The 25,796-nt window shown below is 61.8% G+C and carries 28 protein-coding genes; 5 read left to right on the forward strand and 23 right to left on the reverse strand.

What is annotated here, in order from left to right:
- Positions 1-50: 50 nt before the first annotated feature.
- From AC4FWB_RS16930 to AC4FWB_RS16945, 4 genes are all read right to left on the reverse strand, one after another.
- On the reverse strand, positions 51-149 hold the full coding sequence (locus AC4FWB_RS16930; protein ID WP_108723373.1) for a hypothetical protein: 99 nt from the start codon (positions 147-149) through the stop codon (positions 51-53).
- A 192-nt stretch (positions 150-341) separates the two neighbouring features.
- Positions 342-1,154, reverse strand: coding sequence for a substrate-binding domain-containing protein (locus AC4FWB_RS16935; RefSeq protein WP_491027421.1), 813 nt, complete (start codon positions 1,152-1,154; stop codon positions 342-344).
- A gap of 61 nt (positions 1,155-1,215) precedes the next feature.
- The gene (locus AC4FWB_RS16940; RefSeq protein WP_491027381.1) at positions 1,216-1,740 is read right to left on the reverse strand and encodes a c-type cytochrome, methanol metabolism-related; all 525 of its coding nucleotides are present in this window, start codon (positions 1,738-1,740) and stop codon (positions 1,216-1,218) included.
- 156 nt (positions 1,741-1,896) lie between these two features.
- Positions 1,897-3,816: a methanol/ethanol family PQQ-dependent dehydrogenase gene (locus AC4FWB_RS16945; RefSeq protein WP_491027382.1), complete on the reverse strand. Its 1,920-nt coding sequence runs from the start codon at positions 3,814-3,816 to the stop codon at positions 1,897-1,899.
- A 694-nt stretch (positions 3,817-4,510) separates the two neighbouring features.
- Between AC4FWB_RS16945 and AC4FWB_RS16950 the strand changes: the two genes are divergently transcribed.
- Positions 4,511-4,864, forward strand: a complete 354-nt coding sequence (locus AC4FWB_RS16950; RefSeq protein WP_491027384.1) for a hypothetical protein — start codon at positions 4,511-4,513, stop codon at positions 4,862-4,864.
- Positions 4,865-4,903: 39 nt separating this feature from the next.
- On the opposite strand, the gene AC4FWB_RS16955 is transcribed toward AC4FWB_RS16950, so the two are convergent.
- Genes AC4FWB_RS16955 through AC4FWB_RS16965 form a run of 3 tightly spaced genes read right to left on the reverse strand, consistent with a single transcriptional unit; the run spans position 4,904 to position 7,426 of the window.
- The gene (locus AC4FWB_RS16955) at positions 4,904-5,653 is read right to left on the reverse strand and encodes an ABC transporter ATP-binding protein (protein ID WP_491027385.1); all 750 of its coding nucleotides are present in this window, start codon (positions 5,651-5,653) and stop codon (positions 4,904-4,906) included.
- Positions 5,613-6,440, reverse strand: a complete 828-nt coding sequence (locus tag AC4FWB_RS16960; RefSeq protein WP_491027387.1) for an ABC transporter permease — start codon at positions 6,438-6,440, stop codon at positions 5,613-5,615. The genes AC4FWB_RS16955 and AC4FWB_RS16960 overlap by 41 nt, the downstream gene beginning before the upstream one ends.
- On the reverse strand, positions 6,437-7,426 hold the full coding sequence (locus AC4FWB_RS16965; protein WP_491027388.1) for an ABC transporter substrate-binding protein: 990 nt from the start codon (positions 7,424-7,426) through the stop codon (positions 6,437-6,439). Before AC4FWB_RS16965 ends, AC4FWB_RS16960 begins: the two co-directional genes overlap by 4 nt.
- A 523-nt stretch (positions 7,427-7,949) precedes the next feature.
- On the opposite strand from AC4FWB_RS16965, the gene AC4FWB_RS16970 reads away from it, so the two are divergent.
- Complete coding sequence (locus AC4FWB_RS16970; protein WP_059185958.1) at positions 7,950-8,330, forward strand: c-type cytochrome; 381 nt, start codon at positions 7,950-7,952, stop codon at positions 8,328-8,330.
- A 60-nt stretch (positions 8,331-8,390) separates the two neighbouring features.
- Here AC4FWB_RS16970 and gph read toward each other — a convergent pair whose 3' ends face one another.
- The 10 genes from gph to AC4FWB_RS17020 are packed head-to-tail and all read right to left on the reverse strand — an operon-like array spanning position 8,391 to position 18,279.
- Positions 8,391-9,092, reverse strand: a complete 702-nt coding sequence (gene gph / locus AC4FWB_RS16975) for a phosphoglycolate phosphatase (protein WP_491027389.1) — start codon at positions 9,090-9,092, stop codon at positions 8,391-8,393.
- Positions 9,089-9,646 (reverse strand): thioredoxin family protein, encoded by a 558-nt coding sequence (locus AC4FWB_RS16980; RefSeq protein ID WP_491027390.1) that lies wholly within the window; start codon positions 9,644-9,646, stop codon positions 9,089-9,091. The genes gph and AC4FWB_RS16980 overlap by 4 nt, the downstream gene beginning before the upstream one ends.
- 21 nt (positions 9,647-9,667) lie before the next feature.
- Complete coding sequence (gene rpe, locus AC4FWB_RS16985; protein WP_491027391.1) at positions 9,668-10,354, reverse strand: ribulose-phosphate 3-epimerase; 687 nt, start codon at positions 10,352-10,354, stop codon at positions 9,668-9,670.
- Positions 10,351-11,289 (reverse strand): CbbX protein, encoded by a 939-nt coding sequence (cbbX, locus tag AC4FWB_RS16990; protein WP_491027392.1) that lies wholly within the window; start codon positions 11,287-11,289, stop codon positions 10,351-10,353. Before cbbX ends, rpe begins: the two co-directional genes overlap by 4 nt.
- A 24-nt stretch (positions 11,290-11,313) precedes the next feature.
- A complete protein-coding gene (locus AC4FWB_RS16995; protein ID WP_491027393.1) occupies positions 11,314-11,733 on the reverse strand; it encodes a ribulose bisphosphate carboxylase small subunit in 420 nt (139 codons plus the stop codon).
- Positions 11,734-11,744: 11 nt separating this feature from the next.
- Positions 11,745-13,205 (reverse strand): form I ribulose bisphosphate carboxylase large subunit, encoded by a 1,461-nt coding sequence (locus AC4FWB_RS17000; protein ID WP_491027395.1) that lies wholly within the window; start codon positions 13,203-13,205, stop codon positions 11,745-11,747.
- A 35-nt stretch (positions 13,206-13,240) separates the two neighbouring features.
- Entirely contained in the window at positions 13,241-14,320 is a 1,080-nt protein-coding gene (fba, locus tag AC4FWB_RS17005; RefSeq protein WP_491027396.1) for a class II fructose-bisphosphate aldolase, read from the reverse strand.
- An 11-nt stretch (positions 14,321-14,331) separates the two neighbouring features.
- Positions 14,332-16,338, reverse strand: coding sequence for a transketolase (gene tkt / locus AC4FWB_RS17010; protein WP_491027397.1), 2,007 nt, complete (start codon positions 16,336-16,338; stop codon positions 14,332-14,334).
- Between the two features lie 10 nt (positions 16,339-16,348).
- Positions 16,349-17,221, reverse strand: a complete 873-nt coding sequence (locus tag AC4FWB_RS17015) for a phosphoribulokinase (RefSeq protein ID WP_491027398.1) — start codon at positions 17,219-17,221, stop codon at positions 16,349-16,351.
- A gap of 8 nt (positions 17,222-17,229) precedes the next feature.
- Positions 17,230-18,279 (reverse strand): class 1 fructose-bisphosphatase, encoded by a 1,050-nt coding sequence (locus AC4FWB_RS17020; RefSeq protein ID WP_491027399.1) that lies wholly within the window; start codon positions 18,277-18,279, stop codon positions 17,230-17,232.
- A gap of 119 nt (positions 18,280-18,398) precedes the next feature.
- Here AC4FWB_RS17020 and AC4FWB_RS17025 point away from each other — a divergent pair, with 119 nt between their 5' ends.
- A complete protein-coding gene (locus AC4FWB_RS17025; protein WP_491027400.1) occupies positions 18,399-19,388 on the forward strand; it encodes a LysR family transcriptional regulator in 990 nt (329 codons plus the stop codon).
- A gap of 224 nt (positions 19,389-19,612) precedes the next feature.
- A complete protein-coding gene (locus AC4FWB_RS17030) occupies positions 19,613-19,813 on the forward strand; it encodes a hypothetical protein (protein ID WP_491027401.1) in 201 nt (66 codons plus the stop codon).
- A gap of 23 nt (positions 19,814-19,836) precedes the next feature.
- On the opposite strand, the gene AC4FWB_RS17035 is transcribed toward AC4FWB_RS17030, so the two are convergent.
- From AC4FWB_RS17035 to AC4FWB_RS17060, 6 genes are all read right to left on the reverse strand, one after another.
- The gene (locus tag AC4FWB_RS17035) at positions 19,837-20,466 is read right to left on the reverse strand and encodes a hypothetical protein (protein ID WP_491027403.1); all 630 of its coding nucleotides are present in this window, start codon (positions 20,464-20,466) and stop codon (positions 19,837-19,839) included.
- Positions 20,466-21,341, reverse strand: coding sequence for an ABC transporter permease (locus tag AC4FWB_RS17040; RefSeq protein WP_491027404.1), 876 nt, complete (start codon positions 21,339-21,341; stop codon positions 20,466-20,468). The genes AC4FWB_RS17035 and AC4FWB_RS17040 overlap by 1 nt, the downstream gene beginning before the upstream one ends.
- Positions 21,338-22,126: an ATP-binding cassette domain-containing protein gene (locus AC4FWB_RS17045; protein WP_491027405.1), complete on the reverse strand. Its 789-nt coding sequence runs from the start codon at positions 22,124-22,126 to the stop codon at positions 21,338-21,340. The genes AC4FWB_RS17040 and AC4FWB_RS17045 overlap by 4 nt, the downstream gene beginning before the upstream one ends.
- 111 nt (positions 22,127-22,237) lie before the next feature.
- Complete coding sequence (locus AC4FWB_RS17050; RefSeq protein WP_491027406.1) at positions 22,238-22,585, reverse strand: hypothetical protein; 348 nt, start codon at positions 22,583-22,585, stop codon at positions 22,238-22,240.
- Positions 22,586-22,621: 36 nt separating this feature from the next.
- Entirely contained in the window at positions 22,622-23,599 is a 978-nt protein-coding gene (locus AC4FWB_RS17055) for a YVTN family beta-propeller repeat protein (RefSeq protein WP_491027422.1), read from the reverse strand.
- Between the two features lie 16 nt (positions 23,600-23,615).
- The gene (locus AC4FWB_RS17060) at positions 23,616-24,866 is read right to left on the reverse strand and encodes an ABC transporter substrate-binding protein (RefSeq protein ID WP_491027407.1); all 1,251 of its coding nucleotides are present in this window, start codon (positions 24,864-24,866) and stop codon (positions 23,616-23,618) included.
- 413 nt (positions 24,867-25,279) lie between these two features.
- Between AC4FWB_RS17060 and AC4FWB_RS17065 the strand changes: the two genes are divergently transcribed.
- Positions 25,280-25,796: alcohol dehydrogenase catalytic domain-containing protein (locus AC4FWB_RS17065; protein ID WP_491027409.1), on the forward strand; the 517-nt coding region annotated here is incomplete at its 3' end.

The following is a 25,796-nucleotide window of genomic DNA, read 5'->3' on the forward strand; positions in this document are numbered from 1 at the left end:
GCGGCAAGCGGGTGCATGCCCCTGTTGCCAGGAACATGCACCCTTGCGGCCTACTTCCTGGGAGGAATTTCAGCAGGCAGATACCGCGAAATTTCGAAGCCCGCAGCAACCTGGCACATGGTCGGTTTCTTCCAGCTCTTCTTCTTCATGGCATTCTCCTCTTTTGCCAGCCCGAAGGGGCTGGTCGTGTCGTTGGCGCCATTGCGGGCACTGCAATGGCTCGTCCATCACCTCACAAATGGACAAATGAAACACTTGGTTCTCAAACAACTTAAGAAAACTATCGGTCTCGAAGATCGGTTCCTGCCTCCATCGCCTGTCCAGTTTCGCACCCATCAAGCTCATCCCGGCGCGGCCGTGATCGCGTTGTCATGTTCGTCGATCAGCGGCACGTTGTAGTCGAGCAGGAGCTTGTTGATCTCTGCCTGATTCTCCCGGATCACCTTGTTGAGCGTACGCTTCCATTCCTGGTCGGATGGACGTACTCCCATGGTGATGCGGTAGGACATGCGCGAGCCGGTCTTTTCCTTGACCAATGGGACGATCGCGACATTCGCGTCGAGTTGCTTGACGTAGTAGCCTGCCATCGGTCCCCACAGGATCGCTGCGTCGATCTTGCCGGCAAGCATGTCCTTGATCACGACCTCTCCCATCGACGGGGTGACGCGGGTATCGACAGCCAGCGGGTAGATTTTCGCCGTTCGCAAGAGTTTGTTGGCGGCCATGTTGGCGGTCGGCGGCGTGCGTTCGACCACGCCAATCCTTTTGCCGGTGAGTTTCGGATCCTCGATCGTCTCGACACCCTCGAGGTCGTCGCCCTTCGGATGCACAAGCACATAGGAGGAGCGATAGTATGCGTTGGTGTTCTGCACCAGCTCATCGCCCTGGGCATAGCCCATGATGACGTCGCATCGGTTGGCGGCAAGCGTGTTGCGCACGAAGCCTATGACGGTCGGAAACCATGTGTAGGCGACCGACTTCCTTCCCGTCTTTCTGGCAACCAGCTCGGCCAGCTTGTTTTCGAAACCTTGGCCGTTCTGGTCGGTGAACGGCATGTTCGAAGGATCGGCGCAGACACGCAGCGTATCCGGGTCGACCAGTTCGCCCGCTGCCCCGAGGCCTGCGCCTTGCGCCTGGGCGTTCGACGGCGACATGGAGAGCGCGCCGAGGATCAGCAAGACAATGCGCGGCTTCGATGCAACGCGAGCGGTCACTTCATCCCCCCATGCAGGTTTTTTCGGCATCCTTGGCCGCCTGAGCCTTGTCTTCGTGCTTGGGCGGCCTGCCGCGGGGTGCCGCGCCATCGGCGCGGGCGCGCAGATAGACGTAGAGATCGTCCATGTAGCAATAGACGTTCTTGTTGTCGCCGAAGGCAGGCATGACGTTTTCCTTGCCGTTGCCGGTATTTTTGCGGCCCTGGGCGACGATCGAGAGGAAAGTGGGATAGTCGATGTTTTTCAGGCTGTTCGCCAGGGCCGGCGCGTAGCTCGAACCCGTCCCGTCCTGTCCGTGGCAGACATGGCAGTCCGAGTGATAGCGGCGATAACCGCTGAACGTGTACCAATCCACGGTTCCGTTTTCGATCTTGTAGGTTGGATTTCCATCCGCGTCCAAATACTTGCCGCCCTCGTCCTTCACCACCTTGGCTTTTTCGGCGCTGTCCTCGGCCTGTGCCAAAGTTGAGCCGGCCAAAGGCAGAAGGGTCAGGGCGAGAACGGTAACTGCGATGCGAAAAGACATTCAGACGCTTCCTTAATTTGCCAAGGACAAGGGGTTTGCCGTCGCGAACGGCATCGATCGAAGTGGGTGGGCGCCACATCGAGAGCCCGGCTGTAACCTCCGGGTGATCCGGGCTCTCGTATTTTCAGGCCTTCGATCTAAGGCCTCTCCCGGATATCAGTCCGGAAGGCCGAAGACGGTCAGCTGGCCGCCCAGCGTCGTGTAGTCGGCAAGTGCTGCGTAGCCACCGACTGCTCCGAGACCGGCGGTTCCGACGACCGCGGCCTGATCGCCTTGAGCGCGGCCCTGATCGACGGCGCCATGCCAGGCAGCGGCGTTGTCGGGTGACAGCAATCCACCGGCGAGGCCGATGCCGGCCCATCCGCCGACGCCGGACAGAACGGCGATGTACTGCTTGCCGTCATGCTCGAACGGCGTGACGTTGCCGATGATGCCGGACGGGGTCTTGAACTTGTAGAGTTCCTTGCCCTTCTCATCGACTGCCTTGATGTAGCCTTCGAGCGTTCCGTAGAAGATGACGTCGCCGGCGGTCGCCAGCGCGCCCGACCACACCGAGAACTGCTCGGGCTTCGACCAGACGATCTCGCCCTTGGCAGCATCCCAGGCGATGAAGTTGCCCATGTTGCCGTCACCGCCAGGCGCGGGATACATCGACACCGTGGCGCCCACATAAGGCTGGCCGGCCGTGTAGCTCACCTTATATGGCTCATAGTCCATGCACACATGGTTGGTCGGCACATAGAACAGCCCGGTCTTCGGCGAGTAGGCGGCCGGCTGCTGGTCCTTGGTTCCAAGCGCTGCCGGGCAGATACCCGTCGAGTTGGTGTCTTCGCCGTTCTGCTGGGTCGAGTATTTCGCCACGACCTGCGGACGACCGTATTCCTTGCTCTTGGGGTCCGTGTTGACCTCAGTCGCCCAGTTCACCGCCGGATCGTACTTCTTGGCAACGAGAAGTTCGCCGGTGCCGCGATCCATGGTGTAGGCGAAGCCGTTGCGGTCGAAATGCACCAGCACATCATGCTTTTTGCCTTTGACCTCCATGCCGTCGACCAGGATCATCTCGTTGATGCCGTCGTAGTCCCATTCGTCATGTGGGGTCATCTGGTAGACCCATTTGGCCATGCCGGTATCGGCATCGCGGGCGAAGATGGTCATCGACCAGCGATTGTCTCCGGGGCGCTGAACCGGGTTCCATGTCGAGGGATTGCCGGTGCCGTAGTAGACGAGATTGAGCTTGGGATCATAGGAATACCATCCCCATGTCGTGCCGCCTCCGGTCTTCCACTGCTCGCCTTCCCAGGTGTTCGTGCCGGAGTCCTTTCCGACCGGCTTGCCAAGCTGGGTGGTCTTCTCGGGGTCGAGCAGGGTGTCTGCATCCGGACCTTCCGAATAAGCCTTCCAGGCGAGCTTGCCGTCCTTCAGATTGTAGGCGGCCAGCCAGCCGCGGACACCGAATTCCGCGCCGGAGACACCGACGAGAACCTTGTCCTTGACGACCACGGGCGCCGACGTGCCGGATTCACCTTTTCCGCCATCGGTGTTTTCGCCGTTCTTGACCGACCAGACAGGCTTACCGGTCTTGGCGTCGAGCGCCACGACGGTAGTGTCGGCCTGGTTGAGAATGATCATCGCCGGGCGGCCGCCATCGGCAGGCGCATAGGCGACGCCGCGATTGACCGTGTCGCAGCACATAATGGGAATGACGTTCGTGTCCTGCTTGGGCTCGTACTTCCAGAGGATCTTTCCGTCCTTGTTGAGATCGAGGGCGTAGACGGTGTTCGGGAACGGCGCGTGAACATACATCACGTCGCCGATGATCAGCGGTCCGCCTTCATGGCCGCGCAGCACGCCGGTCGAGAAGGTCCACTTGACCTGCAGGTTCTTGACGTTCTCCTTGGTGATCTGCTTGAGCGTCGAATAACGGGTGTTGGCGTAATCACCCGTCTGCATCACCCAGTCCTTGGGACTTTTGGCCATTTTCGCGAGTTCTTCGTTGGCTGACGCTGTATAGAGCGCGCCAAACGACAGTAGCGCAGAGGTCGTTGCGATGTAGGTAGCTTGCGTAAGTGCGCGCATTAAAATCCTCCCAGGTTGATAACAAGAAATCGATCTTCAAGCTCGTAAGAGCTTGCACACGCGATTCATCGTGGGAAGTATTTCCGGCAGCGTGTCACGACCTAAACCAGTTCAGAAGAGGCAAATTCCTGACCTCTACCTACCTAGCCTAGCCCTGCACCCGCCCAGTTGGCCTACGAAAGACTGCCGCCGCTCCCGAATTACAGCGGCGTCCTTGAAGCCGGAAACAAGGTAAGGCTATGTCATTGCAAAATGTCAGGCAAGGAAAAACCCTTTGGAAATTTTGCGGTGCAATATTTTTTTGTTGCATCGCAATATATAGAGGAAGAGTGGAAACTTTTGACGATGCCAAGCTGCAGAATGGTGGTAAATGGATAATAAAAAGGAATGAATCGCGCTTAAATGTATTATCCATGTGATAGCGGTTGTATTTTATTTAGACATATTTTGGCGACGGTGTTGGTGATGGCCATTATTTTTTATCGGTCGTGAGTGAGGTGCGGAAAGAACCTAGGAAGACGGATGCAAGGCGAGTCACGAAGCAGCTCCGAAACGCTGTCGACGATGGGCCGGGCATTCCTCCTTTGGTCCTATATGGCGGCGATGAGAGCTTGACCGGGCTTTCGGCATGTCGCCAACTGGCGCGGATTATGCAGTCTCGATGCACCGCGCCCCCGGCAACCGGAGGATTCTCATGATCAGATATGTTGGATTTTCGATCCTGCCGCTCCTCCTTGCACCGGCACCGGTCCTTGCAAATTCAGCCGGCGTTGCGGGAGACTACCCGACGGCGACGGTCGTAGATTATGTGCTCGGCTGCATGCAGACCAATGGCCAGACGCGTCAGGCGTTGGAGAGTTGTTCCTGTTCGATCGATGTCATCGCCTCGATCCTCCCGTACGACCATTACGAGAGGGCCGAGACCTTCAAGAGCATGTCTCTGACGACAGGCGAAAATGCGGGCCTGTTTCGCGAAAGCGCGCCGGCGAAAGCCGCGCGAACGGAGTTGAAGCGCGCGCAAGCGGAAGCCGACGTTCGCTGCTTCTAGAGTATCCTTGCCGGTTGGGTGGCGAATCCATTTAAGGGTTCACGCCACGCCCGGAAATTTTTCGAAGAACGACCGCAAAAGGTCGCCGATCGCCTGTCGATCACGATTTTCCCGCTGCAGCCCAACTTCGAACACGCCGAGCACATGGGCTGGCCGCGGCGAGAGCACGATGATGCGATCCGACAGCATCAGGGCCTCGGTCAGATTGTGCGTCACCATCAGGGCGGTCGTAGGTCGCGCCGACCAGACGGTCAGAAGCATGTGCCGAAGCCGTTCGGCGGTACTTTCATCGAGCGACACGAAGGGCTCGTCCAGGAAAAGCATCGCCGGCTCGGTCGCGAAGGCTCTCGCAAGCGCTGCCCGACGCGCGAGGCCGAGCGAAAGTTCGGCCGGATAGAGCGAGCGCATGCCGGCGAGGCCGAGAGTGTCAAACAGCCCGTCGAGATTTTTCGTTCGCAGGCCTTTTGGCAGTGCCAGCCTGACATTCTGCTCCACCGTGCGCCACGGCAGCAAGGTCGGTTCCTGAAACACGGCGGCTATGCGGTTCGAGCCGCCTTCAGGCAGCTGGAAAGAACCGGAGAACTGCCTGTCGAGACCAAGCAGAATACGCAGCGTCGTGGTCTTGCCGCAGCCCGATGGTCCGAGCAAGCAAGCGAATTCGCCTTGCCGGACCTCGAATGAAAGGTTCTTGAGCGCCGTGACCGAGACGCCTTGCGCGGACCTGAAAGTCTTCTCGGCGATGTCGACCCTAAGCGGGGCGGCGGCGCCAACGGGTCGCGTGTCGTTCAACGGGCTGCACCAGAAGAAGTTCGATGACAAGCATCACCGCCACGAATGCCAGCGTGTAGGCAAGAATGGCGGCGACGTCGAAGAGCTGGAAATAGAGATGGATCTGGAAGCCGACGCCGTTGGAGCGGCCGAGCAGTTCGACCACCAGGACGATCTTCCAGATGAGCGCGATGCCCGATCGCGAGGCTGCGGCCAGATAGGGCTGCAGTTGCGGCAGCAGGATATGGCGAACGCGATCGAGGGGACTGAAGCGGTAGACGACTGCCATTTCGGCGTAACTGGGATCGAGCGCCCTGGCGCCCTCGCGCATGGTCACCACGACGTTCGGGATCTTGTTGACGGCAACCGCGCCTATCGCCGCCACCTCGGTGAGGCCGAACCAGATGTAGGCCAGCACGATGATCACCAGCGCGGGGATGTTGAGGAACAGGACTACCCACGGACTGAAAAACCGATCCGCGCCGCGATAGCTGCCGAGGAGAATGCCGATCACCGAGCCGACAATCATCGCGACGACGTATGCCGCGGCAACCCGGCCCAGCGTGGCGCCGAGATGGTAGAAAAGATCGCCGCTCGCCGCCTCTCGGAGCAACACCTGCCAGACCTCTCCCGGCCCCGGAAAGGCTCGGCTCCGCCAGGCATTCGCCGCCAGGCTCCACAGCAGGCAAAGTCCGAGCAGAGAAATTGTTACTGTCATCGCCGGCATCAGCGCCGCTGCATGACCGAGTCGGCTGGACGTATCGGCCGTGGCGCCAGGCGCGCGATCGTCAGTATCCCGTGCAGTCATTCCAGGGACCTCTGCCAGAACGTGCCCGGGGCCATTTCCGGCGCGCCGCCGACCAGCTTTTCGCCGCCGATCCCGGCCAGCACGCGGTAGAGCTTGCCCGCATCGGCCGCTTCCTCGGCGATTGGCCGCTTGGGGATGCCCTCGCGATAGCGGTCGCGCAGCTTTACCAGTTCCCCGCCTTGCGCACGGACAATCGGCGCAAGGCGCAGCCACTCATCGTCGGACTTGGCCAGCAGATCCTTGGCCTGCGCGGAAGCCTTGAGAAAGCCGCGGATGGCATCCGGATTTTCGCTCGCCCATTTGTCGTGGAACACATAACCGAGCGCGGATACCGGGCCCGAAGCTCCAAGCGCCTTCTGCGCATCGTCGGCGCCAATCAGCCGACGAAAGCCGCTAGCCTCGAGCCGGGCGCAAAAGTGCCAGAAATTGAGCACCGCATCGAGTTCGCCCTGGATTGCCTTTTCCGAAATCAGCGGCGGCGCGCCAAAGACGACATCGCTGATCGCTGGCAGGTCGAGGCCGTGATCGCGTCTGGCCAGCGCCTGGATCAGCAGCCAGCTCTTATCGAGAGCCCCGCCGGCGACGCCGATCTTCTTTCCCTTGAGGTCGGTGATCGTGCGGATCGGCGAAGTCTGCTTCACCATGATCGCCCCGACGGCCGTCGAATAGGGGGCCAATGTGACATCGCCCCCGTCCGAGCGCTGGCGCGAGACCCACAGCCAATCGGTCACGATGATATCGATCGCGCCGGCCAGCATCGCGACATTGGTCGCATCCTCACCGGCGAAATAGACAACGTCCAGCTCGATCCCGTTCGCCGCGTCGAACTTGTGTTGCTTCAGCGTATCAAGCTCCCAGCTCACCGTGCCGAACTTCAGCACGCCAATACGAACCTTGGATGCGGCGGAGGCGGCAATGGGGTGTGAGCCAAGAATCGCGGCCGTTCCAAGGGCCGCCAAACGGAGCGTTTCCCGCCGCGAAATCATGAAGTTCCCTCCCGGGACTGCAACACACCAGGGGCTTCGGTCAGATCGCTTGGTCCTTCGTCGGGAAAGCGCATTTCCAGCGCCTGACCTTCAAGGTCGGGTGTTCCTGCGACCATTTCGCGATTTCGCTGGGCGCCAGCATCATGCATTGGAACAGAGAGCCACGGCTCTCGAAATAGAGATGCTCGTCTCGGCAATCGCCAGGATTGGCGCTCAGGCAAACCGTCAATATGAGGTCGACCATATTCATCCGGCACCTCTTGCGTGCAAAAACGCCTGCTCTGGCGAAAATCCTGCCGCCCCACTACCTGGGTAAATCTCAGCCTGGACAATCGGCCTGCCGGGTTCCCGAGGTGCCCATGGGAATCCAGAATGACCTGAGGCTACGCGTTCGCCCTGAGGCCGTCAACAAAGGCGAAAGGACAAGGCGGCCGGAGTGCTCTGGACTTTCGTATGGTTGACTTCATCAAAGCAATGGCATGCAAATCAACCGGGGCATGTTGACGATCAACGAGGGAATGCCATGCGCGCTATCGCATTTTTCGCCGCCGTATCCTTGGTGACTTTCATCACGAACCAATCTCATGCGCAGGATGCCGCGGCGGGTGAGAAGGTCTTCACCAAATGCAAGGTCTGCCACGTCGCGGACAAGGACCAGAACAAAGTCGGCCCGTCATTGAACGGCGTCATCGGCCGCACGGCCGGCACGCATCCCGGATTCAGTTATTCCCAAGCCATGGTTGCGGCCGGAAAGTCCGGCGTCAAATGGGACGAAGCAACGCTGACGACCTATCTCCATGATCCAAAGGCCATGGTGAAAGGCACAAAGATGGCGTTTGCTGGCCTTAAGGACGACAAGGACGTGGCCAACGTCATTGCCTATCTCAAGCAATTCTCGAAATAACGGCAATTCTCGAAGTAACTGCTTCGCCGGACGTTCGATTTGCGTAATTGCCGCTGCCCGTCAGGCGGCGGCACCCAGCCTCTGCATCGCGGAAGGCAGATCGAGCAGGCTGTCGCAGACAAGGTCTGCGCCAAGCTCTTCGACGGGGACCTGGGTGTAGCCGCCGCGCATCAGAATGACGGGCACGCCGGCGGCGCGCGCGGCGCCGACGTCGCTGCTGCTGTCTCCCACCATCAGCGTGTCGGTGGGTTCGACCCCAAGCTGGTCGAGCGCCAAAAGCAGAGCGTCAGGCGCCGGTTTCAGGTGTGTCACCGCGTCTCCGCCGACGATCGCGCCGAGATATTCCGTCAAGTGGAAATGCAGCAGGATTTCGCGGGTCGCCAATTGCGGCTTGTTGGTGACAACGCCCATGGCTGTTCCGTTCAGGTGGAAGTGCGTGAGCACCTCCCTGACGTCAGGCATCAGCCTCGTCAGGCCGGTCAGATGTCTGCGGTAGATCGGCGCCATGTCGCCGTTGGCTTCGTCGAGCGCGCTGCTGGAAAGCGGTGACCCCGAGGCTGCGAAGGCCCGCTCGACCAACTTACTGACGCCGCCGCCGATCATTGCCTTGACCTGATTCACGCTGAGCGGCGGCAGATCGCGGCCGGCCAGCAGCTCGTTCACGGCGGCCGCTATGTCGGGCGCCGAATCGACCAGCGTGCCGTCGAGATCGAACAGGATCGCCCTCGGTGACCGAAACTGTCTGCTTGCGCCGACGTTCATGCGGCATCCTTCCATTTGATCGAGCAGCCGATCGAAGCGATCTGGTCAAGCGGTCCGTCACCAGTTCGGGCAACCTGTTTCATCGCCTCGAACAGATCGCGCCTCAGGCCCGGCGTTCCGGCGTCCCGCCGCGATGCGTCCAGCCGGCCACGATATTGCAGCGTCAGCTCGCTGTTGAGGCCGAAGAAATCCGGCGTGCACACGGCTCCATAGGCGCGCGCCACTGCCTGCGACTCGTCGTGGAGATACGGGAAGCTGAAGGCGTGCGCCCTGGCGAAGAGCTTCATGTTGTCGAAGGAATCGTCCGGATAGGCGTTGGCATCATTGGAGTTGATCGCGACGAAGCCTATCCCTTCCGCCTTGAGGTCGTCGGCATCACGCACGATGCGTGAAATCACCGCCTTCACATAGGGGCAGTGATTGCAGATGAAAGCGACGACCAGCCCGTTGCGACCGGCTTGGCCGAAGATCGAATGCGATTTGCCGTCGACGCCGGGCAAGAAGGCATCGACGGCTTTCCAGCCGAAATCGCAGACAGGTGGGATCGCCGCCATGTCATCCTCCGATCAAGCAGTTCACGCGGCTCGCCGGATCGCTCCGTCGGCGGCCTGTCTGATCGCGCCGATATTGGCGCGATAGGCAGCCTCTGTACCACCCTTGAAGACGGCAGATCCAGCGACGAGCACATTGGCGCCTGCCGCGGTAACCAGGGGAGCTGTCTCGGGCGTGACGCCACCGTCTATCTCGATGTCGATCGGACGTTGGCCGACAAGCGCCTTGACGCGCCTGACCTTGTCGATGACCGCCGAAATGAAGGCCTGGCCGCCGAAACCCGGATTGACCGTCATCAAAAGCACCAGATCGAGCCGGTCGAGAACATATTCGATGACGCTTTCCGGGGTCGACGGATTGAGCGACACGCCGGCCTTCTTGCCGAGGCTCCTGATCGCCTGCAGCGAACGGTCGAGATGCGGCCCGGCCTCGGCATGCACCGTAATGATGTCGCAGCCGGCATCGGCGAAAGCAGCGAGATAGGGATCGGCCGGCGCGATCATCAGATGACAGTCGAAGACCTTGTCCGTTCGATCGCGGATTGTCTTGATCACCGGCGGGCCGAAGGTGATGTTGGGCACGAAATGCCCGTCCATCACGTCGAGATGGATCCAGTCGGCGCCTGCTCGCGCGACCGCTTCGACCTCGTCGCCGAGCCGCGAGAAATCGCACGACAGAACGGAAGGGGCGATGATGGTCTTTGCGGTCATTTGCTTTCTCCTTCCCCGGGGCTTAGCGCGAACACACGGCTGGCGGTGATGTCCTCGGCCGAGATCGTCGACAGCGCCTTCGCGTCGAGCGGCCCCTTGGCGCTCTCGAACAGGCGATTGGCCTGCCGCAGCCGTGCCCGGTCGAGCGCGTTGCGGATCGAGCGGGCATTGGCGAAATGCGGCTGCGCGCGGCGGCGTGCGATGTAGTCGGCCATCGCGGCGGTTGCCTTGGTGTCGAACAGGTAATTTTGCTGATCGAGCATTTGTTCCGCGATCCTGAGAAGCTCGTCGTTTGAATAATCGGGAAAGTCGATGTGGTGGGCGATGCGCGAGCGGAATCCCGGATTGCTTTCGAAGAAGCGGTCCATCCGCTGCGCATAGCCGGCAAGGATCACCACCAGGTCGTCGCGCTGGTTCTCCATCACTTGCAGCAGGATCTCGATCGCCTCCTGGCCGTAGTCGCGTTCGTTCTCGGGGCGATAGAGATAGTAGGCCTCGTCGATGAACAGCACGCCGCCCATCGCCTTCTTCAGGATCTCCTTGGTCTTCGGGGCGGTGTGGCCGATATATTGGCCGACGAGATCGTCGCGGGTCACCGAAACCAGATGGCCCTTGCGGATATAGCCCAGCCGATGCAGCAGGTCGGCCATGCGCAGCGCGACGGTCGTCTTGCCGGTGCCCGGATTGCCGGTGAAGCTCATATGCAGCGTCGGCGTGTCGTGCGCGAGGCCCATGCGGCGGCGGGCCCGCTCGACCAGCAGGAGCGCCGCCGTCTCGCGGATGCGTCTTTTGACCGGGGCGAGCCCGATCAGATCCCGGTCGAGCTCGGCCAGGACGTCCTTGACGCCGGAAGTTTCGAATTCCTCACGCAGATCGATCGCCGCCGGGACGGCACCTTGAGGCGCTTCCGTTTCGGCAAAGGCTGGCGCCGACATGGCATTTTTCTCCTGTCCCGGCGATCAGCCGTACCTGGTTCCAGCCGGCTTGTCGGCGGCGTAAGGCTTAGTGGTGTAGCGGATCATGCGGCCCGCGGCTTCCTGCCGCTCGAGCCGATAGCCGGGTTCCTCGACCGGGCGGTTGACGATGAAGGAGAGCTTGACCGATTCCCAGCCGTGCGTGGAATCGAAGGCGACGACGCGGATATAGCGGTCGCCATAGAGCTTGCGGCATGCGTTCAACTCCATCAACAGCGCCGCGGCGTCGGGACTGTCGAACATCGGGTGGCCCCACATCTCCCAATAAACGTTGCGCGGATGAGGGTCGTCGGTGAACTCGAGGCTGACAGCCCATTTGTTGTCGATGCAATACTGCACCTGCGCGCGGATCTGGTCGTCGGTCAGGTCGGGCAGGAAGGAAAAGGCCCCTTGGGTGATGCGCATCGTCTATCTCCTTATTCGGCGGCCGTTGCCACCGGGACGAAGTCCGGCGTGTCGGTCGAGGCGTAGTTGAATGTCACGTCCTTCCAGACATCGAGCGCCTGTCGCAGCGGCAGGCAGCTCCTGGCTGCGTTCTCCAGGATCTGCGGTCCTTCCCGCACATAGTCGCGGCCTTCGTTGCGGGCGAGGATCATGCATTCGAGGGCAACGCGATTGGCCGTGGCGCCGGCAGCGATGCCCATCGGATGGCCAATCGTGCCGCCACCGAATTGCAGCACCACATCTTCGCCGAGCAGGTCGATGAGCTGATGCATCTGGCCGGCATGGATGCCGCCCGATGCCACCGGCATCAGCTTGTTGAGCGATGCCCAGTGCTGGTCGAAGAAGATGCCGTTCTCCAGCTTCATCGGGTTATGGTCCTCGCGGCAGATGTCGTAGTAACCCTTTGTCGTCGCCGGGTCGCCCTCCAGCTTGCCGACCACGGTGCCGGCATGGATGTGGTCGACGCCGGCAAGTCGCATCCATTTGGCTATGACGCGGAAGGAGACGCCGTGCGACTTCTGCCGTGTGTAGGTCGAATGGCCGGCGCGGTGGAGGTGCAGGATCATGTCGTTCCTGCGCGCCCATTTCGCCATCGACTGGATTGCGGTGTAGCCGATCACGAGATCGATCATGACGATGTTGGAGCCGAGCTCCTTGGCGAAGTCGGCCCGTTCGTATATGTCCTCCATCGTGGCCGCGGTGACGTTGAGATAGGTGCCCTTGATCTCGCCCGTTTCGGCCTGCGCCTTGTTGACCGCCTCCATGCAGTAGAGAAAACGCTCGCGCCAATGCATGAAGGGCTGCGAGTTGATGTTCTCGTCATCCTTGGTGAAATCGAGCCCGCCTTTCAGCGCCTCATAGACGACACGGCCGTAATTGCGGCCCGAAAGGCCGAGCTTCGGCTTGACGGTGGCGCCGAGCAGCGGGCGGCCGAATTTGTCGAGGCGCTCGCGCTCGACGACGATGCCGGTCGCCGGTCCCTGGAAGGTCTTCACATAGGCGACCGGAAAACGCATGTCTTCCAGCCGCAACGCTTTCAACGGCTTGAAGCCGAAGACGTTGCCGATGATCGACGCCGAAAGATTGGCGATCGAACCCGGCTCGAACAGGTCGAGGTCATAGGCGATGTAGGCGAAATATTGTCCGGGCGCGTTCGGCACCGGGTCGACCCGGTAGGCCTTGGCGCGGTATTTTTCGGTTGCCGTCAGGCGGTCGGTCCAGACCACCGTCCAAGTTGCGGTCGAGGATTCGCCGGCGACGGCTGCCGCGGCCTCAATCGGGTCGACACCGTCCTGCGGCGTGATCCTGAACACCGAGATTATGTCGGTGTCCTTCGGCTCGTAGTCGGGCTCCCAATAGCCCATCTTCTTGTATTCCATGACGCCGGATCTGTAGCGGTCCTTGCCGGTCACGGTTTCGGATTTGTTGGACATGCTGCCGGTCCTTTCCTTGTTTGGCGGACCGCCGCTCAGGCGGCTTTCGCGGTTGCGATTTGCGGGTCGAGTTTTCCCGCGGCATAGCGTTTCGCCATCTCGTCCATGGCGATGACCTTGATCTTCGAGGCGTTGCCGGCGGTGCCGAAGCGTTCGAAACGATCGCGGCAAAGGTCGCGCAAGGCGTCCATGGCGGGCTTCAGGAATTTGCGCGGATCGAATTCGCGCGGATCCTGCGTCGCGACGCGGCGGAACTGCCCGGCCATGGCCATGCGGCAATCGGTGTCGATATTGACCTTGCGCACGCCGTGGCGGATGCCGCGCTCGATCTCCTCGACCGGAACGCCGAAGGTCTGGGGCATCTCGCCGCCATACTTGTTGATGATGTCCTGCAGTTCCTGCGGCACGGAGGACGAACCGTGCATGACCAGATGCGTGTTCGGCAGCTTCGCGTGGATCGCCTCGATCACCTGCATGGCCAGGATGTCGCCATCCGGCTTGCGCGTGAACTTGTAGGCGCCGTGAGAGGTGCCGCAGGCGATCGCCAGCGCATCGACGCGGGTGGCGGTCACGAAGTCGACCGCCTGATCGGGATCGGTCAAGAGCTGGTCGTGCGATAGCGCGCCCTCCGCGCCGTGACCGTCCTCGGCCTCGCCCTGGCCGGTTTCCAGCGAGCCGAGCACGCCGAGCTCGCCTTCGACGGAAGCGCCGACCCAATGCGCCATGCGCGCGACGCGTTCGGTGATGGCGACGTTGTAGTCGTAGCTCGCCGGGGTCTTGGCGTCCGCCATCAACGACCCGTCCATCATCACCGAGGTGAAGCCGTGGCGGATCGCCGAAAGGCAGGTGGCTTCGTTGTTGCCGTGATCCTGATGGATGCACAGCGGAATGCCTGGATGGATCTCGGCCAACGCCTCCATCATCCTGGCCAGCATGATGTCGTTGGCATAGGAGCGGGCGCCGCGCGAGGCCTGGATGATCACCGGTGCGTCGCAGGCCCTGGCTGCCTCCATGATGGCGAGGCCCTGTTCCATGTTGTTGATGTTGAATGCCGGCACGCCGTAACCGTGCTCGGCGGCATGGTCGAGAAGCTGGCGAAGGGTGATGCGGGCCATTGTCGGTCCTCCTAGATGATGAGCTTCAGCGCCGCTGCGGCGACGGCTTCGGGCGTGATGTCGAAATGCCGGTAGAGGTCCGGGGCGGGAGCACTGGCACCGAAGCCGGTCATGCCGACAAAAGCGCCCGTGTCGCCGATCCAGCGATCCCAGCCGAGACGCGCGGCCGCCTCCACAGCGATGCGCGGCGCCGAACCGAGGACGGACTTCCGGTAGTCGGCGTCCTGCTCCTCGAACAGTTCCCAGCACGGCATCGAGACGACCGCGGCGGCGGTGCCGTGTTCGGTCTCCAACCGTTCGGCGGCGGCAACGGCGATCTCGACCTCCGAGCCGGTCGCGATCAGTGTCACGGCGCGGTGCGCAGATGGTTCGCGCAAGATGTAAGCGCCCCGGCTGGACCGGTTCTCCTGGCCGTGTGCCTGGCGCAGCATCGGCAGGTTCTGGCGCGAGAGCACAAGCACGCTCGGCCGTTTCTCGCTCCTCAGCGCCAGCTCCCAGCACTCCGCCGTTTCGATGATGTCGGCTGGACGCAAGACGTTGAGGTTCGGTGTCGCCCGCAGCATCGCCAGGTGCTCGATCGGCTGATGGGTCGGGCCGTCCTCGCCGAGACCGATGGAGTCATGCGTCATCACGTAGATGACGCGCTGGCCCATGAGCGCCGAGAGCCGCATCGCGCCGCGAGCATAGTCGGCGAAGCACAGAAAGGTGCCGCCGTAGGGCACGAACCCGCCATGCAGCGCGATGCCGTTCATGGCGGCAGCCATGCCGTGCTCGCGAATGCCGTAGTGAATGTAGCGGCCTGCATAACCACCCGGCACTATGCGATCCATGCCCTTGGTGATCGTCAGATTCGAATGCGTGAGATCGGCGGAGCCGCCGACCGTCAGCTCGGTCGCGCCGTTGATCGCGGCAAGCGCCATTTCGGAGGCCTTGCGCGTTGCAACCTTGGTCGCCTTCTCGACATGCTCCGCGCGGAAAGCGCCAAGGGCCTCGAACACCGCATCGGGCAATTTGCCGCCGATCGCGCGCTCGAAGGCCTCCCGCCGCGGCGAGGCGGCAAGCCGCTGCTCCCAGGCGCGCCGCGCCGCTTGCCCGCGCTCGGCAATCTCGCGCCATGCGGAAAGGATATCGTCCGGCACCTCGAACGGTGCGTAGGCCCAGCCGATGTTTTCGCGCGTCGCGGCAATCTCGGCATCGCCCAGCGGCGCGCCATGCGTCTTTTCCGAACCGCCCAGATTGGGCGCGCCTTTGCCGATCACCGTGCGGCAGGCGATCAGAGATGGCCGATCCGACTGCCGCGCGGTCTCGATCGCCGCGGCGACGGTCTCCATGTCGTGGCCGTCCACCGACTGGACAAACCATCCGGCGGCTTTGAACCGGGCCGGCTGATCCATCGATGTCGACAGCGAGGTCGGTCCGTCGATGGAGATCGCGTTGTCGTCCCAAAGGACGATCAGGCGGGAGAGCTTCAGATGGCCCGCGAGATCGATCGCCTCGTGGCTGATGCCTTCCTGCAGGCAGCCGTCGCCGGCGATCACGTAGGTGTAATGGTCGACGAGATCGGCGCCGTGGCGGGCAGCAAGCATGCGTTCCGCGAGCGCCATGCCGACGGCGGTCGAAATGCCTTGTCCGAGCGGACCGGTCGTCGTCTCGATGCCAAGCGCGTGGCCATGCTCCGGATGCCCGGCGGTACGGCTGCCCAGTTGGCGGAATCGCTGCAATTGCTCGATCGGCATGTCTTCGTAACCGAGCAGGCAATGCAGCGCATATTGCAGCATCGAGCCGTGGCCGGCTGAAAGCACGAAGCGGTCGCGATCAGGCCAGTCCGGCGCTGTCGGGTCGATGTTGACGAAGCGGCTGAACAGTACCGTCGCGACATCGGCCATGCCCATCGGCATGCCCGGATGGCCGGAGTTGGCCCTCTGCACGCTGTCCATGGCCAGCGCGCGGATAGCGTTCGCCATGTCGCGCTCGGAGACGGCGGTGGCGACGGACTTCAATGCTGCCAGGCTGGTCATGGCGTCCTCCTCACGACACACGTTTCTTGCGTTCGATCAATTGCAGGATGAGCGGCGTCAGGATCAGCTGCATGGCAAGGTCGAGCTTGTTGCCCGGCACCACTATGGAATTCGGCCGCGACATGAATGAGTCGTGGATCATTGAAAGCAGGTAAGGGAAATCGATGCCGCGAGGATTGGCGAAGCGGATGACCAGCATCGATTCGTCGGGGGTCGGTATCCAGCGCGCGATGAACGGGTTGGACGTGTCGACGATCGGCACGCGCTGGAAGTTGATCGCGGTCTGCGAGAATTGCGGAACGATGTAGCGGACATAGTCCGGCATGCGGCGCAGGATCACGTCCATCACCGCCTCGGTGGAATAGCCGCGCGTGGCGCGGTCGCGATGGATCTTCTGGATCCATTCGAGATTTATGACCGGCACCACGCCGATCTTGAGGTCCGCGTGCCTGGCCAGGTTGATCTTGTCGGTGACGACGCAGCCATGTAGGCCTTCGTAGAAGAGCAGGTCGCTCGGGGCGAATTCGCGCCATTCGGTGAAATTTCCCGGCGGCGTGCCGTAGAGCTTCTCCTCGTCCTCGTCATGGACATAGGTGCGGGTCCTTCCGGTTCCCCGGCGGCCATATTCCTCGAAAACCTCCTCGAGGATCCCGAGCTCGTTTGCCTCGGCATGGAAGTGGGTGAAGTTAGGGTTGCCTGCCTTTTCCTGCGCGGCGACCTCTGCCTTCATCGCCATGCGGTCGTAGCGATGAAAGGCGTCTCCCTCGATGAAGGCAGCCTCGATGTTCTCGCGCCGGAAGATCAGCTCGAAGATGCGCTTGACCGAAGTTGTGCCCGCGCCCGACGACCCGGTGATGGTGATGATGGGATGCTTTGCCGACATGGTGCAGCTCAAGCCCTGAAAAGTCCGCGGTGGCTGAACAGCGGCGCACGCTCGCCGATCGCGCTGGGTTCGGTGTGGTAGCGGGCGATCCGCGCGACTTCGCGCGCGGATCCGAAGACCACGGGGACGCGCTGATGCAGGCTCTCGGGTTCGATTTCGAGGATGCGGGCAATCGTATCGGTCGCCGCGCCGGCCGCCTGCTCGACCAGATAGGCAATCGGATTGGCCTCATAGACAAGCCGGAGGCGGCCTTGGCCGTAGCCTTTGCGTCGGTCGCCGGGATACAGAAACACGCCGCCGCGCATCAATATGCGGTAGCAGTCGGCGACAAGCGAGGCGATCCAGCGCATGTTGAAGTCCTTCTCCCGTGGGCCTTCGGTGCCTTCCAGACAGTCGTCGACATAGAGGCGCACGGCCTCGTCCCAGTGGCGGTAGTTAGCGGCGTTGATGGCGAACTCCTGGGTCCTTTGCGGGATGATCCGGCTTTCGTAGGCCTGGAGGAAGGTGCCCAACCTCAACGAATGCACGAAGACATGCGTGCCGCTGCCGAGCGACAGCACGAGCGCCAGCTGCGGCCCGTAAATAAAGAATCCGGCGCCCAGCATGCGCACGCCCGCCTGCAAAAAAGAGGCGGCCGGATTGGCGTCCGGCGCGCCAGTTGCAGGGAGGAGGGAGAAAATCGTCCCGACCGACACGTTGGTGTCGATGTTGGAGGAGCCATCCAGCGGGTCGATGGCGATGGCGAGGGGGGCTTGCCTATCGAGCAGGGTCGGCTGCTCCAGTTCCTCGGAAGCATAGAGCGCAACCGGAGCGTGACGCATGGCGTCGAGGAAGACGCCGTCGGCGAAGACGTCGAGATCCGTCTGGACATCGCCGTCGGCATTGGCGCCGCGGGTCCCGGCAAAAGCGGCGCCGAGCGCCCCTTGGTTGATGGCATTGCGCACCTTGGCGGCAGCCTGCGTGAGCTGACGGATGGTGGCCACGACCGCGGAGCGGCGTTCGTCCGGTGGGTCGCCGAGATAGGAGTTCAGAAAAGCGTCGAGCGTTGCCGCTGGCATCGTAACCTCCCGGTCCGGCGTATCTTCTGGGGGCCGGATGGAGAGAGGAAACCAAACGATCAGAGCTAAGTAAAATTCAATAACTTTACCTAGGTAGTAAAAATAATTTAGTATGCGGTATGAGAAACCTCACGCTCAAGCAGTTCAAGACCGTTCAGGCAATCGTCAGTCACGGGAAAATCGTCAGCGCGGCCAAGGTGTTAGGCCTTTCTCCTCCAGCGGTGACGATCCAGTTGCGACAAGTGGAGGAGGAGTTCCAACTGGCCTTGTTCGACCGGACATCGGACGGCATGCGTCCTACTACCGCAGGGCTGGCCTTCGTCGAGGCGGCGCAGGCTATCGAGGAGCGGCTGCGCATGCTCGAAGACGAGATGGACGCCATCAAGGGCGTGCGCACCGGCAGTCTGAGACTTGGCGTCGTTTCCACCGCCAAATATTTCGCGCCGCGGCTCATGGCCGGCTTCATGAAGGAGCATCCCGATATCGATATGCGGCTTGCCATCGGCAATCGCGCCGAAACGATCGACAGGCTGAAGAACCACGACATCGACATTGCGCTGATGGGCCGTCCGCCGAAGGAAGTTTCGGTGCGCGCTTCGGTCTTCGGCGATCATCCGCTGGTCATCATCGCACCGCCGGAACATCCGCTGGCGTCGGCACGTGACATTTCCAAGGAAAGGATAGCCGAGGAGCATTTCCTTATTCGCGAGCCAGGCTCGGGCACGCGCATCTCGCTGGAGATATTCCTGAGCGACGTGCCCGGCCGGATCGACGATCTCGGCGTCGAGATGGGCTCGAACGAGACGATCAAGCAGGCGGTGATGGCAGATCTCGGCATCGCTTTCATCTCGGCCCACACCATCGCAGCCGAAACGGAAGCCGGCCGCCTCGTCATTCTCGACGTCGTCGGCATGCCGATCCGCCGGCAATGGTTTTCGGTGATGCGCACCGATCACGTGATCTCGCCGGCCATGGCGACCTTCGACGATTTCCTGATGCGCAAGGGCGCAACGTACCTGCCCCTGTTCGGCAAACTGTATCCATACGCCGAAGCGAATGAAGCAACGCCGACGCAACAAGCGAAAGCGCCCGGAAAGCGGCCGAAGTGAAATGCCTGACATATCGGCCGTCGAGATCGTGCGAAAAGGTCCGAGAAGGGCGTGGACAACTGGTCACCGCCGATGGTGGCCGGCAAGCTCGCATGTTATGTTGCGGTGCGGAAGGGCAGGGGCACGCGCTTCACACTCGCAGCAAGACGGATGGGCAGCCAACCCTGCAGGCAATCGCTATGCGTCCCGGGCTTGGGGTTCGGGAATTCGAAGGGGAAGGGGCAATGCTTTATACGATCGTGATGATGGTCTGCATGACGGCGGTGCCGCAGACCTGCGAGCAACGCCAGGAAATGGCGGACGGCCTGGCCATGAATCCGGGGGTGGCCTTCATGCAGGCGCAGCCGCTGGTCGCCCATTGGCTGGAGACACACCCTGGCTATTTCGTGCAGCGCTGGCGTGTGCTGCCCGGCCGGGGAAGCTGACGAGCGCGTCTTCTAAGCAGGTCCTATTTCTTCGCGGCAAGCGTTTCCGAGACAGTCTTGGATAGCTGATACAGCCGCTGCTCGATTATCGTCGGCACATCGCAGACATAAGTCAGCGATTGCGCACGCTCGTTGAAGATTCGCGTCGCGAAATTCAGCTGGTCGGTCCGCCGCTCGATCTCGTCCTGATCCGCGTCGGGTTTTGCACGCAGCGCATCGACATCGGAGGCTTCCTTGCGCAATTCGGCGGCCATTTCGAGCTGCCTGTGGGCGTAACGGGAAATGCCGGAAATCACATGCGAACGCTCGGCGTCCATGTGGTCGAACATGCCCTGCACGAGCATCGCCATTTTCGGCGCAAGCTGCTCGGCCGACAGGGAGGTCGCAAAATCCCTGATCTTCTTCTGTGCGTCTGCAATTGGCAGCCTGCGAGCCGCCACCTCGTCGACCAAGGCGGAGACGGAAGGGTCGTCCGACCAGTCCTTCGCCGCTGGCGGAAGCTCCGGTCCGTTCCAGACCTGGCCGAGTGAGAGTTGCGGCACCTTGCGCTGCACGCAGGGCCAGTCCGGATCGGTATTCGCGGCCATGGCGCTGGCGTGCGGTACGAGCATGGCAGCCGCTACCAGGCTGCGAACAAGGCTCATCCGTTCCATCAACCGTTTCCTCCCGTGCCCTGTTTGCGGGTTATCAGGCCGCGCGAAGGGTCGTAAGCGATGATGGCGCCTCCCAGAAACAGCAACGTGCAGCCGGCGACGACACCCAGCGACACCCAGTCGACCTGCCCGTAGAAGGCGAAGCGGATCAGTTCGACGGCATAGGTGAAGGGGTTGGCGAGACAGAGCTTGTAAAGAAGCGGGCTCGCTTCCTGGATGCGCCACAAAGGATAGAGCGCCGGAGAAGCGAAATAGCCGGGAAAGATGACGAAGTTCATGATGCCGGCGAAGTTTTCGAGCTGCTTGATCATCGAGGACAAAAGCATGCCGAGCGCACAGAGCATCATGCCCGACAGGAACAGGGCTGGCAGCACGAACAAATAGCCGAGCGGCGGCGCCTTGACGCCCCAGAACCAGGCAACGATCAGGAACGCGTAGACTTGCGCGATTGATACGGCAACGCCGGCGAGCATCTTCGACAGCAGCAGGAACCAACGCGGAAATGGGCTGACAAGCAGGATGCGCATATTGCCCATCTCGCGGTCGTAAACCATCGACAGTGAAGACTGCATGCCCGAAAACAGAAGGATCATGCCGCATAGACCGGGCGTGATGTAGACTTCGTAGAGCACGTAGGTCTTGTAGGGCGGGATGATCGAGACGCCGAGCACCTGCCGGAACCCGGCGGCAAAAATGAACAGCCAGACGAGCGGTCGAACCAGCGAGGAGATGAAGCGCTCGCGTTGATGCAGGAAGCGCAGGCATTCCCGTACGACGACACCTTTGAGGCAGATGAGATAGTGACGAGGGCCGAATGCGCCGGACGTCGCCGGCGAGACGGCGGCGACCTTTTCCGGCATTGCCGAAGCGCTCATGGCGAAATCTCCGCAATACCGGCCGCTTGGCTGCGGCTGAGCCTCGAAAAGGCGTCGCCGATCGAACCGGCGCCACTTGCCTTGACGACGTCGGCCACCATGCCCTTGGCGACCAGGTCGCCCTGCCGCAGCACGACGACATGGTCGCCGTCATCGACCTCGTCGATCAAATGGGTGGCCCAAAGAACGCCGATGCCGTCGGTTTCGACCAGCTTGCGGATGGTGGCAAGAATGCCCGCGCGCGACTGGATGTCGAGACCGACCGTCGCCTCGTCGAGCAGCAGCAAGGAAGGGTGGTGGAGCAGCGCCCTGGCGATTTCGATGCGCCGCATCTGGCCGCCTGAGAGAGAACGGGCCTTGTCATGCTCACGGCCCTGCATGTCGACCGTCTCAAGCAGAGTGGTGATACGCTGCCGGGCTTCGTGGCGTCCGATGCCGTGCAGCGAGGCGTGATAGGAGAGGTTCTGGTAGACGCTGAGGTCAAGGTCGAGCGTGCGCGCCTGGAAGACGATGCCGACACGCCTGAGCGCCTCGCCGGAAGCACGGCTGACGTCATGGCCGAAGATGCGGATCGACCCCCGGCGCGTGTTGTAAAGGTGGCTGATCAACGAGAACAGAGTTGTCTTGCCGGCGCCATTCAGGCCGAGCAGGGCGGTGAAAGTCGCCGGTGCGATTGAAAAAGAGACGTCGTTGAGCGCCCGCTTCGGACCATAGGAATGGCTGACGCCGGCGACGTCGAGCGCCGCCACCTCGTCTCCCGATCCGCTTGCCCTTACATGCTGCACGTCGATCGCCCTGTTCTCATTTGATTGTGATCTTTCCCTTGAGGCCCTTATCGGCAAGGTCGGGAACCGACCAAGTATATTCCCCGGGGCGCACGGTGTGGAACTGAACCACTATGGTTCCCGCGTCGTCGAATCGAGCCAGGCCGGTGCGCCGGCCATGTGCACTTCGAGATCGTCTATCACGATTTGGTCGACCCAGACGTTACGCCAAAGGTCGGTCATGAATTTGTATTCGAATCCGCCGTGAGAGCTGATCTTCCAGCGATAGCCCTGGCCGGCGACCAGCTCGAAATCCGTCCGGTTGACGTCGTAGCTGGATTTGTCCGAGCCCAGGACCAATTCGGGAAGGTTCTTGCTGGATCGCGTCACCTTTGGGGCATCGTCGTCGGCATGGGCCGCGAGTGGGACGAGCGCAAGTCCGACCAGAACGGCGAAGGCAATCGAGCGACTGATATCCATGAAACGAACCTCCTCCGTGATCTGCTTGGAAAATCGCTATTTGGGCGATATGGCCACACCCCACGGCTGCTGGCCCACGGTGAGCGACTGGACCGGCTCGTCGGTCGCCGTGTCGATGAACGTGATGTCGTTCGAGTTGCCGTTCGTGGTGATCAGCGTCTTCTGGTCGGGGGTGAAGGCCAGATGCCAGACGCGCTGGCCGACAAGGATGTATTTTTCCACTTCATAGGTTTCGGTGTTGATCACCGCGACATGATTTGCCGGGCCGAGCGCGATGTAGGCCTTCTTGCCGTCGGCGGTTATGGCGATGCCGACAGGCTGGATGGTCTCAGCCCGCAATCCGTTGATCGCGAACTGGATTTTCTTCACCACCTGGCGCTTGGCATTGTCGATGACGCTTACCGTGCCGCCGACCTCGGCGCTGACCCAGACCTGGGAGCCGTCGGGCTTGAATTCGGCGAAGCGCGGGCGCGTGTCGACCAGCACGTTGTCGGTCACCTCATGGCTTTCGGTGTCGATGAAATGCGCCATGCTGGTGGTTTCCGAGGTGTTGACCATGGTCTTGCCGTCGGGGCTGACACCCATGCCTTCCGGCTCGACGCCGACCGGGATCTCCGAAAGCACCGCCTTGCTCTCGACATCGACGACGGTGACCAGATTATCGTCCTCGTTGGCGATATAGAGCTTCTTGCCGTCAGGCGAGAGCACGAACAATTCAGGATCGGGCCCCGAGGGCAGCTCGCCCACGACTTCAAGGCTCGACGTATCGATAATCTGGACTTTGTCGTCGTCGCTGGCGCACAGATAGACGAACTTGCCGTCGGGCGTAATCGTGATGCCGCGCGGTCTCTGACCGACATCGACGGTTTTGACCACCTGCATGGTCGCCGTGTCGACGACGGTCATCGTGTTGTCCTTCTCGTTGGAGACATAGGCCGTATAGGCCGACGCCGGACCCGCCATGAAGCCGGCCGCGAGAATGGCGAGTGCACAAGCTCGTCCTTGCACCGAAATTCCTCCCGATTGTTTTCTACTTAAGGGCGCATTTCGTCTCCGGCTGATCGACGCCGAGCGTGTCGAGCTCGGAAACCTGGTGCAGATAGCCCTCTTGCGGCGAGGTCGAGACGACCGACTTGGTATCGCCAAGCAGGATCGGCTGGCGCAGCTGGAGGTTCCATTTGCGGAAGGTCAGCTTCTGTCCCTTGAAGGCGGCGACCGAGAAATCGCCCGAACGGATGTAATCGCTGATTTTTTTCGGATCGTCGCCATTGGTGCGCGTGGTGGCTTCGCCGACGGCCCGCACGGCCGTCCAGGCCGACATGTCTTTGGACAGCATTCGCCGGCCCGTCGTCCTCAGGAAGCGGCTTTGCATCTGGATGCCGCCCCATTGCTCGCTGGCGGGATGCCACGACGATGGCACAAGCCCGGCAGTGCCTGCGACAAGCCGCGGCGTCCAGGTGCGGTAGGGGACGTAAGTCCCGAACACTTCGCTCTCATCGGCGACCAGCACCACATCGTGCTCCGGCAGATCCTGCGTGAAGACGGAGATCTGCTGCTGGATCTGCGTGGCGCCTGTGTCGGTACGCCTGGCTGTGCCGGTGTCCTTGAACTCCTTCTCGGCGACGATCTGGCCGCCGAAACGGGTTGCCGCGCGGCGCAACGCATCGGCATAGAGATGGTCCTGCTCGTGCGAACCATAGAGAAGCACCCAGTTCGGCCATTTCTTCACCATGAGATACTGCGCCAGCGCGTCGGCCAGCATGCTGCGCGTCGGGGCGATATGGAAAACGTTTATGCGGCAGTCCTCCTCGCGCAGGCTGTCGTCGGTGGCACCGATGTTGAAGATCAGCACGCCCTTGTCGCGTGCGATATCGGCGATCGACAGCAACTGCTTGGCCGAGAGGTCGGCGACCACATAGCGATCGCCTTTGGCGAGCAGGTCGCCGAATGCCTGAACGGCGTCGGATTCCGGCTTTATCTCGGTAACGTCCAGGCTGAATTTCTGATTGATGAACTTCCCGGTCGTGTTGTTGTCGCCGATGGCGACGTTGGCACCCGCGACGCCTTCGTCACGCGGCGGCAGGTCGAGCAGGGAAAGCGTCAGTCGCGGGGCGTAGGCCCGCAGATAGCCTATCCTGATTTCGGTGATCTTTTTTTCAGGCCCGGCCGTTGCCGTCGGTTGTTTGCCCGCCGCTTCCTGGCCCACCGCACCGGAAATGTTGGCGGTCAGGAACAGAAAGCACAAAAAGGCGGCAAGAGTGCTCGGCACCGCGCTCGTCATCGACAACACTGCCCGTTCTTGCGCTGAAGCCCGATCGTGTCGGACCGGCGCCAAGCCAAGGTGCCCGCGGCGAACTTAGCGGAAGTGCTGGATTTATCAAACCTTGTAGGCTGGCTCGTCGCTTCTGCTTTAGTCCAATTTGCCCGCGCCAGGGAGGTCGGCGACCAAGCGGGTCACGGCTTCCCGAAACCTGCGCAAAAAAGCACCGAACTGATCCTCAAGACCAGCGCCACGTCCACAACGCGGCTGCCTCGAAGCGGTCGAGGGTCGGGGTACCTTGGTAGAATAGACTTATGAGGTGGATCGTTCGATTATTGCGACCTCACGACGGCCAGGAAACGGACATTTGTTGCGAGCGGGCCTCAAGCCCGCCCGAGCACGAAATTTTTCGACTGCCTTGGGAGGAATGCCTCATGAAAACGCGTGCCGCAGTTGCCGTTGGCGCCGGAAAGCCGCTGGAGATCATGGAGGTGGACCTTGAGGGACCGCGCGCTGGCGAGGTGCTGGTCGAGGTCAAGGCGACCGGCATCTGCCACACCGACGAGTTCACGCTGTCGGGCGCCGATCCGGAAGGCATCTTTCCGGCCATCCTCGGCCATGAGGGCGCCGGCATCGTCGTCGATGTCGGCAAGGGCGTGACCTCGGTCAGGAAGGGCGACCATGTCATCCCGCTCTACACGCCCGAATGCCGGCAGTGCCCGTCGTGCCTGTCGCGCAAGACCAATCTGTGCACCGCCATCCGCGCCACGCAGGGGCAAGGCCTGATGCCGGACGGCACCTCGCGCTTTTCGGTCAATGGCGAAAAGCTGTTCCACTATATGGGCTGCTCGACCTTCTCCAACTTCACCGTGCTGCCCGAGATCGCGGTCGCCAAGGTCAATCCCGACGCCCCCTTCGACAAGATCTGCTACATCGGCTGCGGGGTGACCA

Source organism: Mesorhizobium sp. LEGMi-168a (assembly GCF_058312955.1).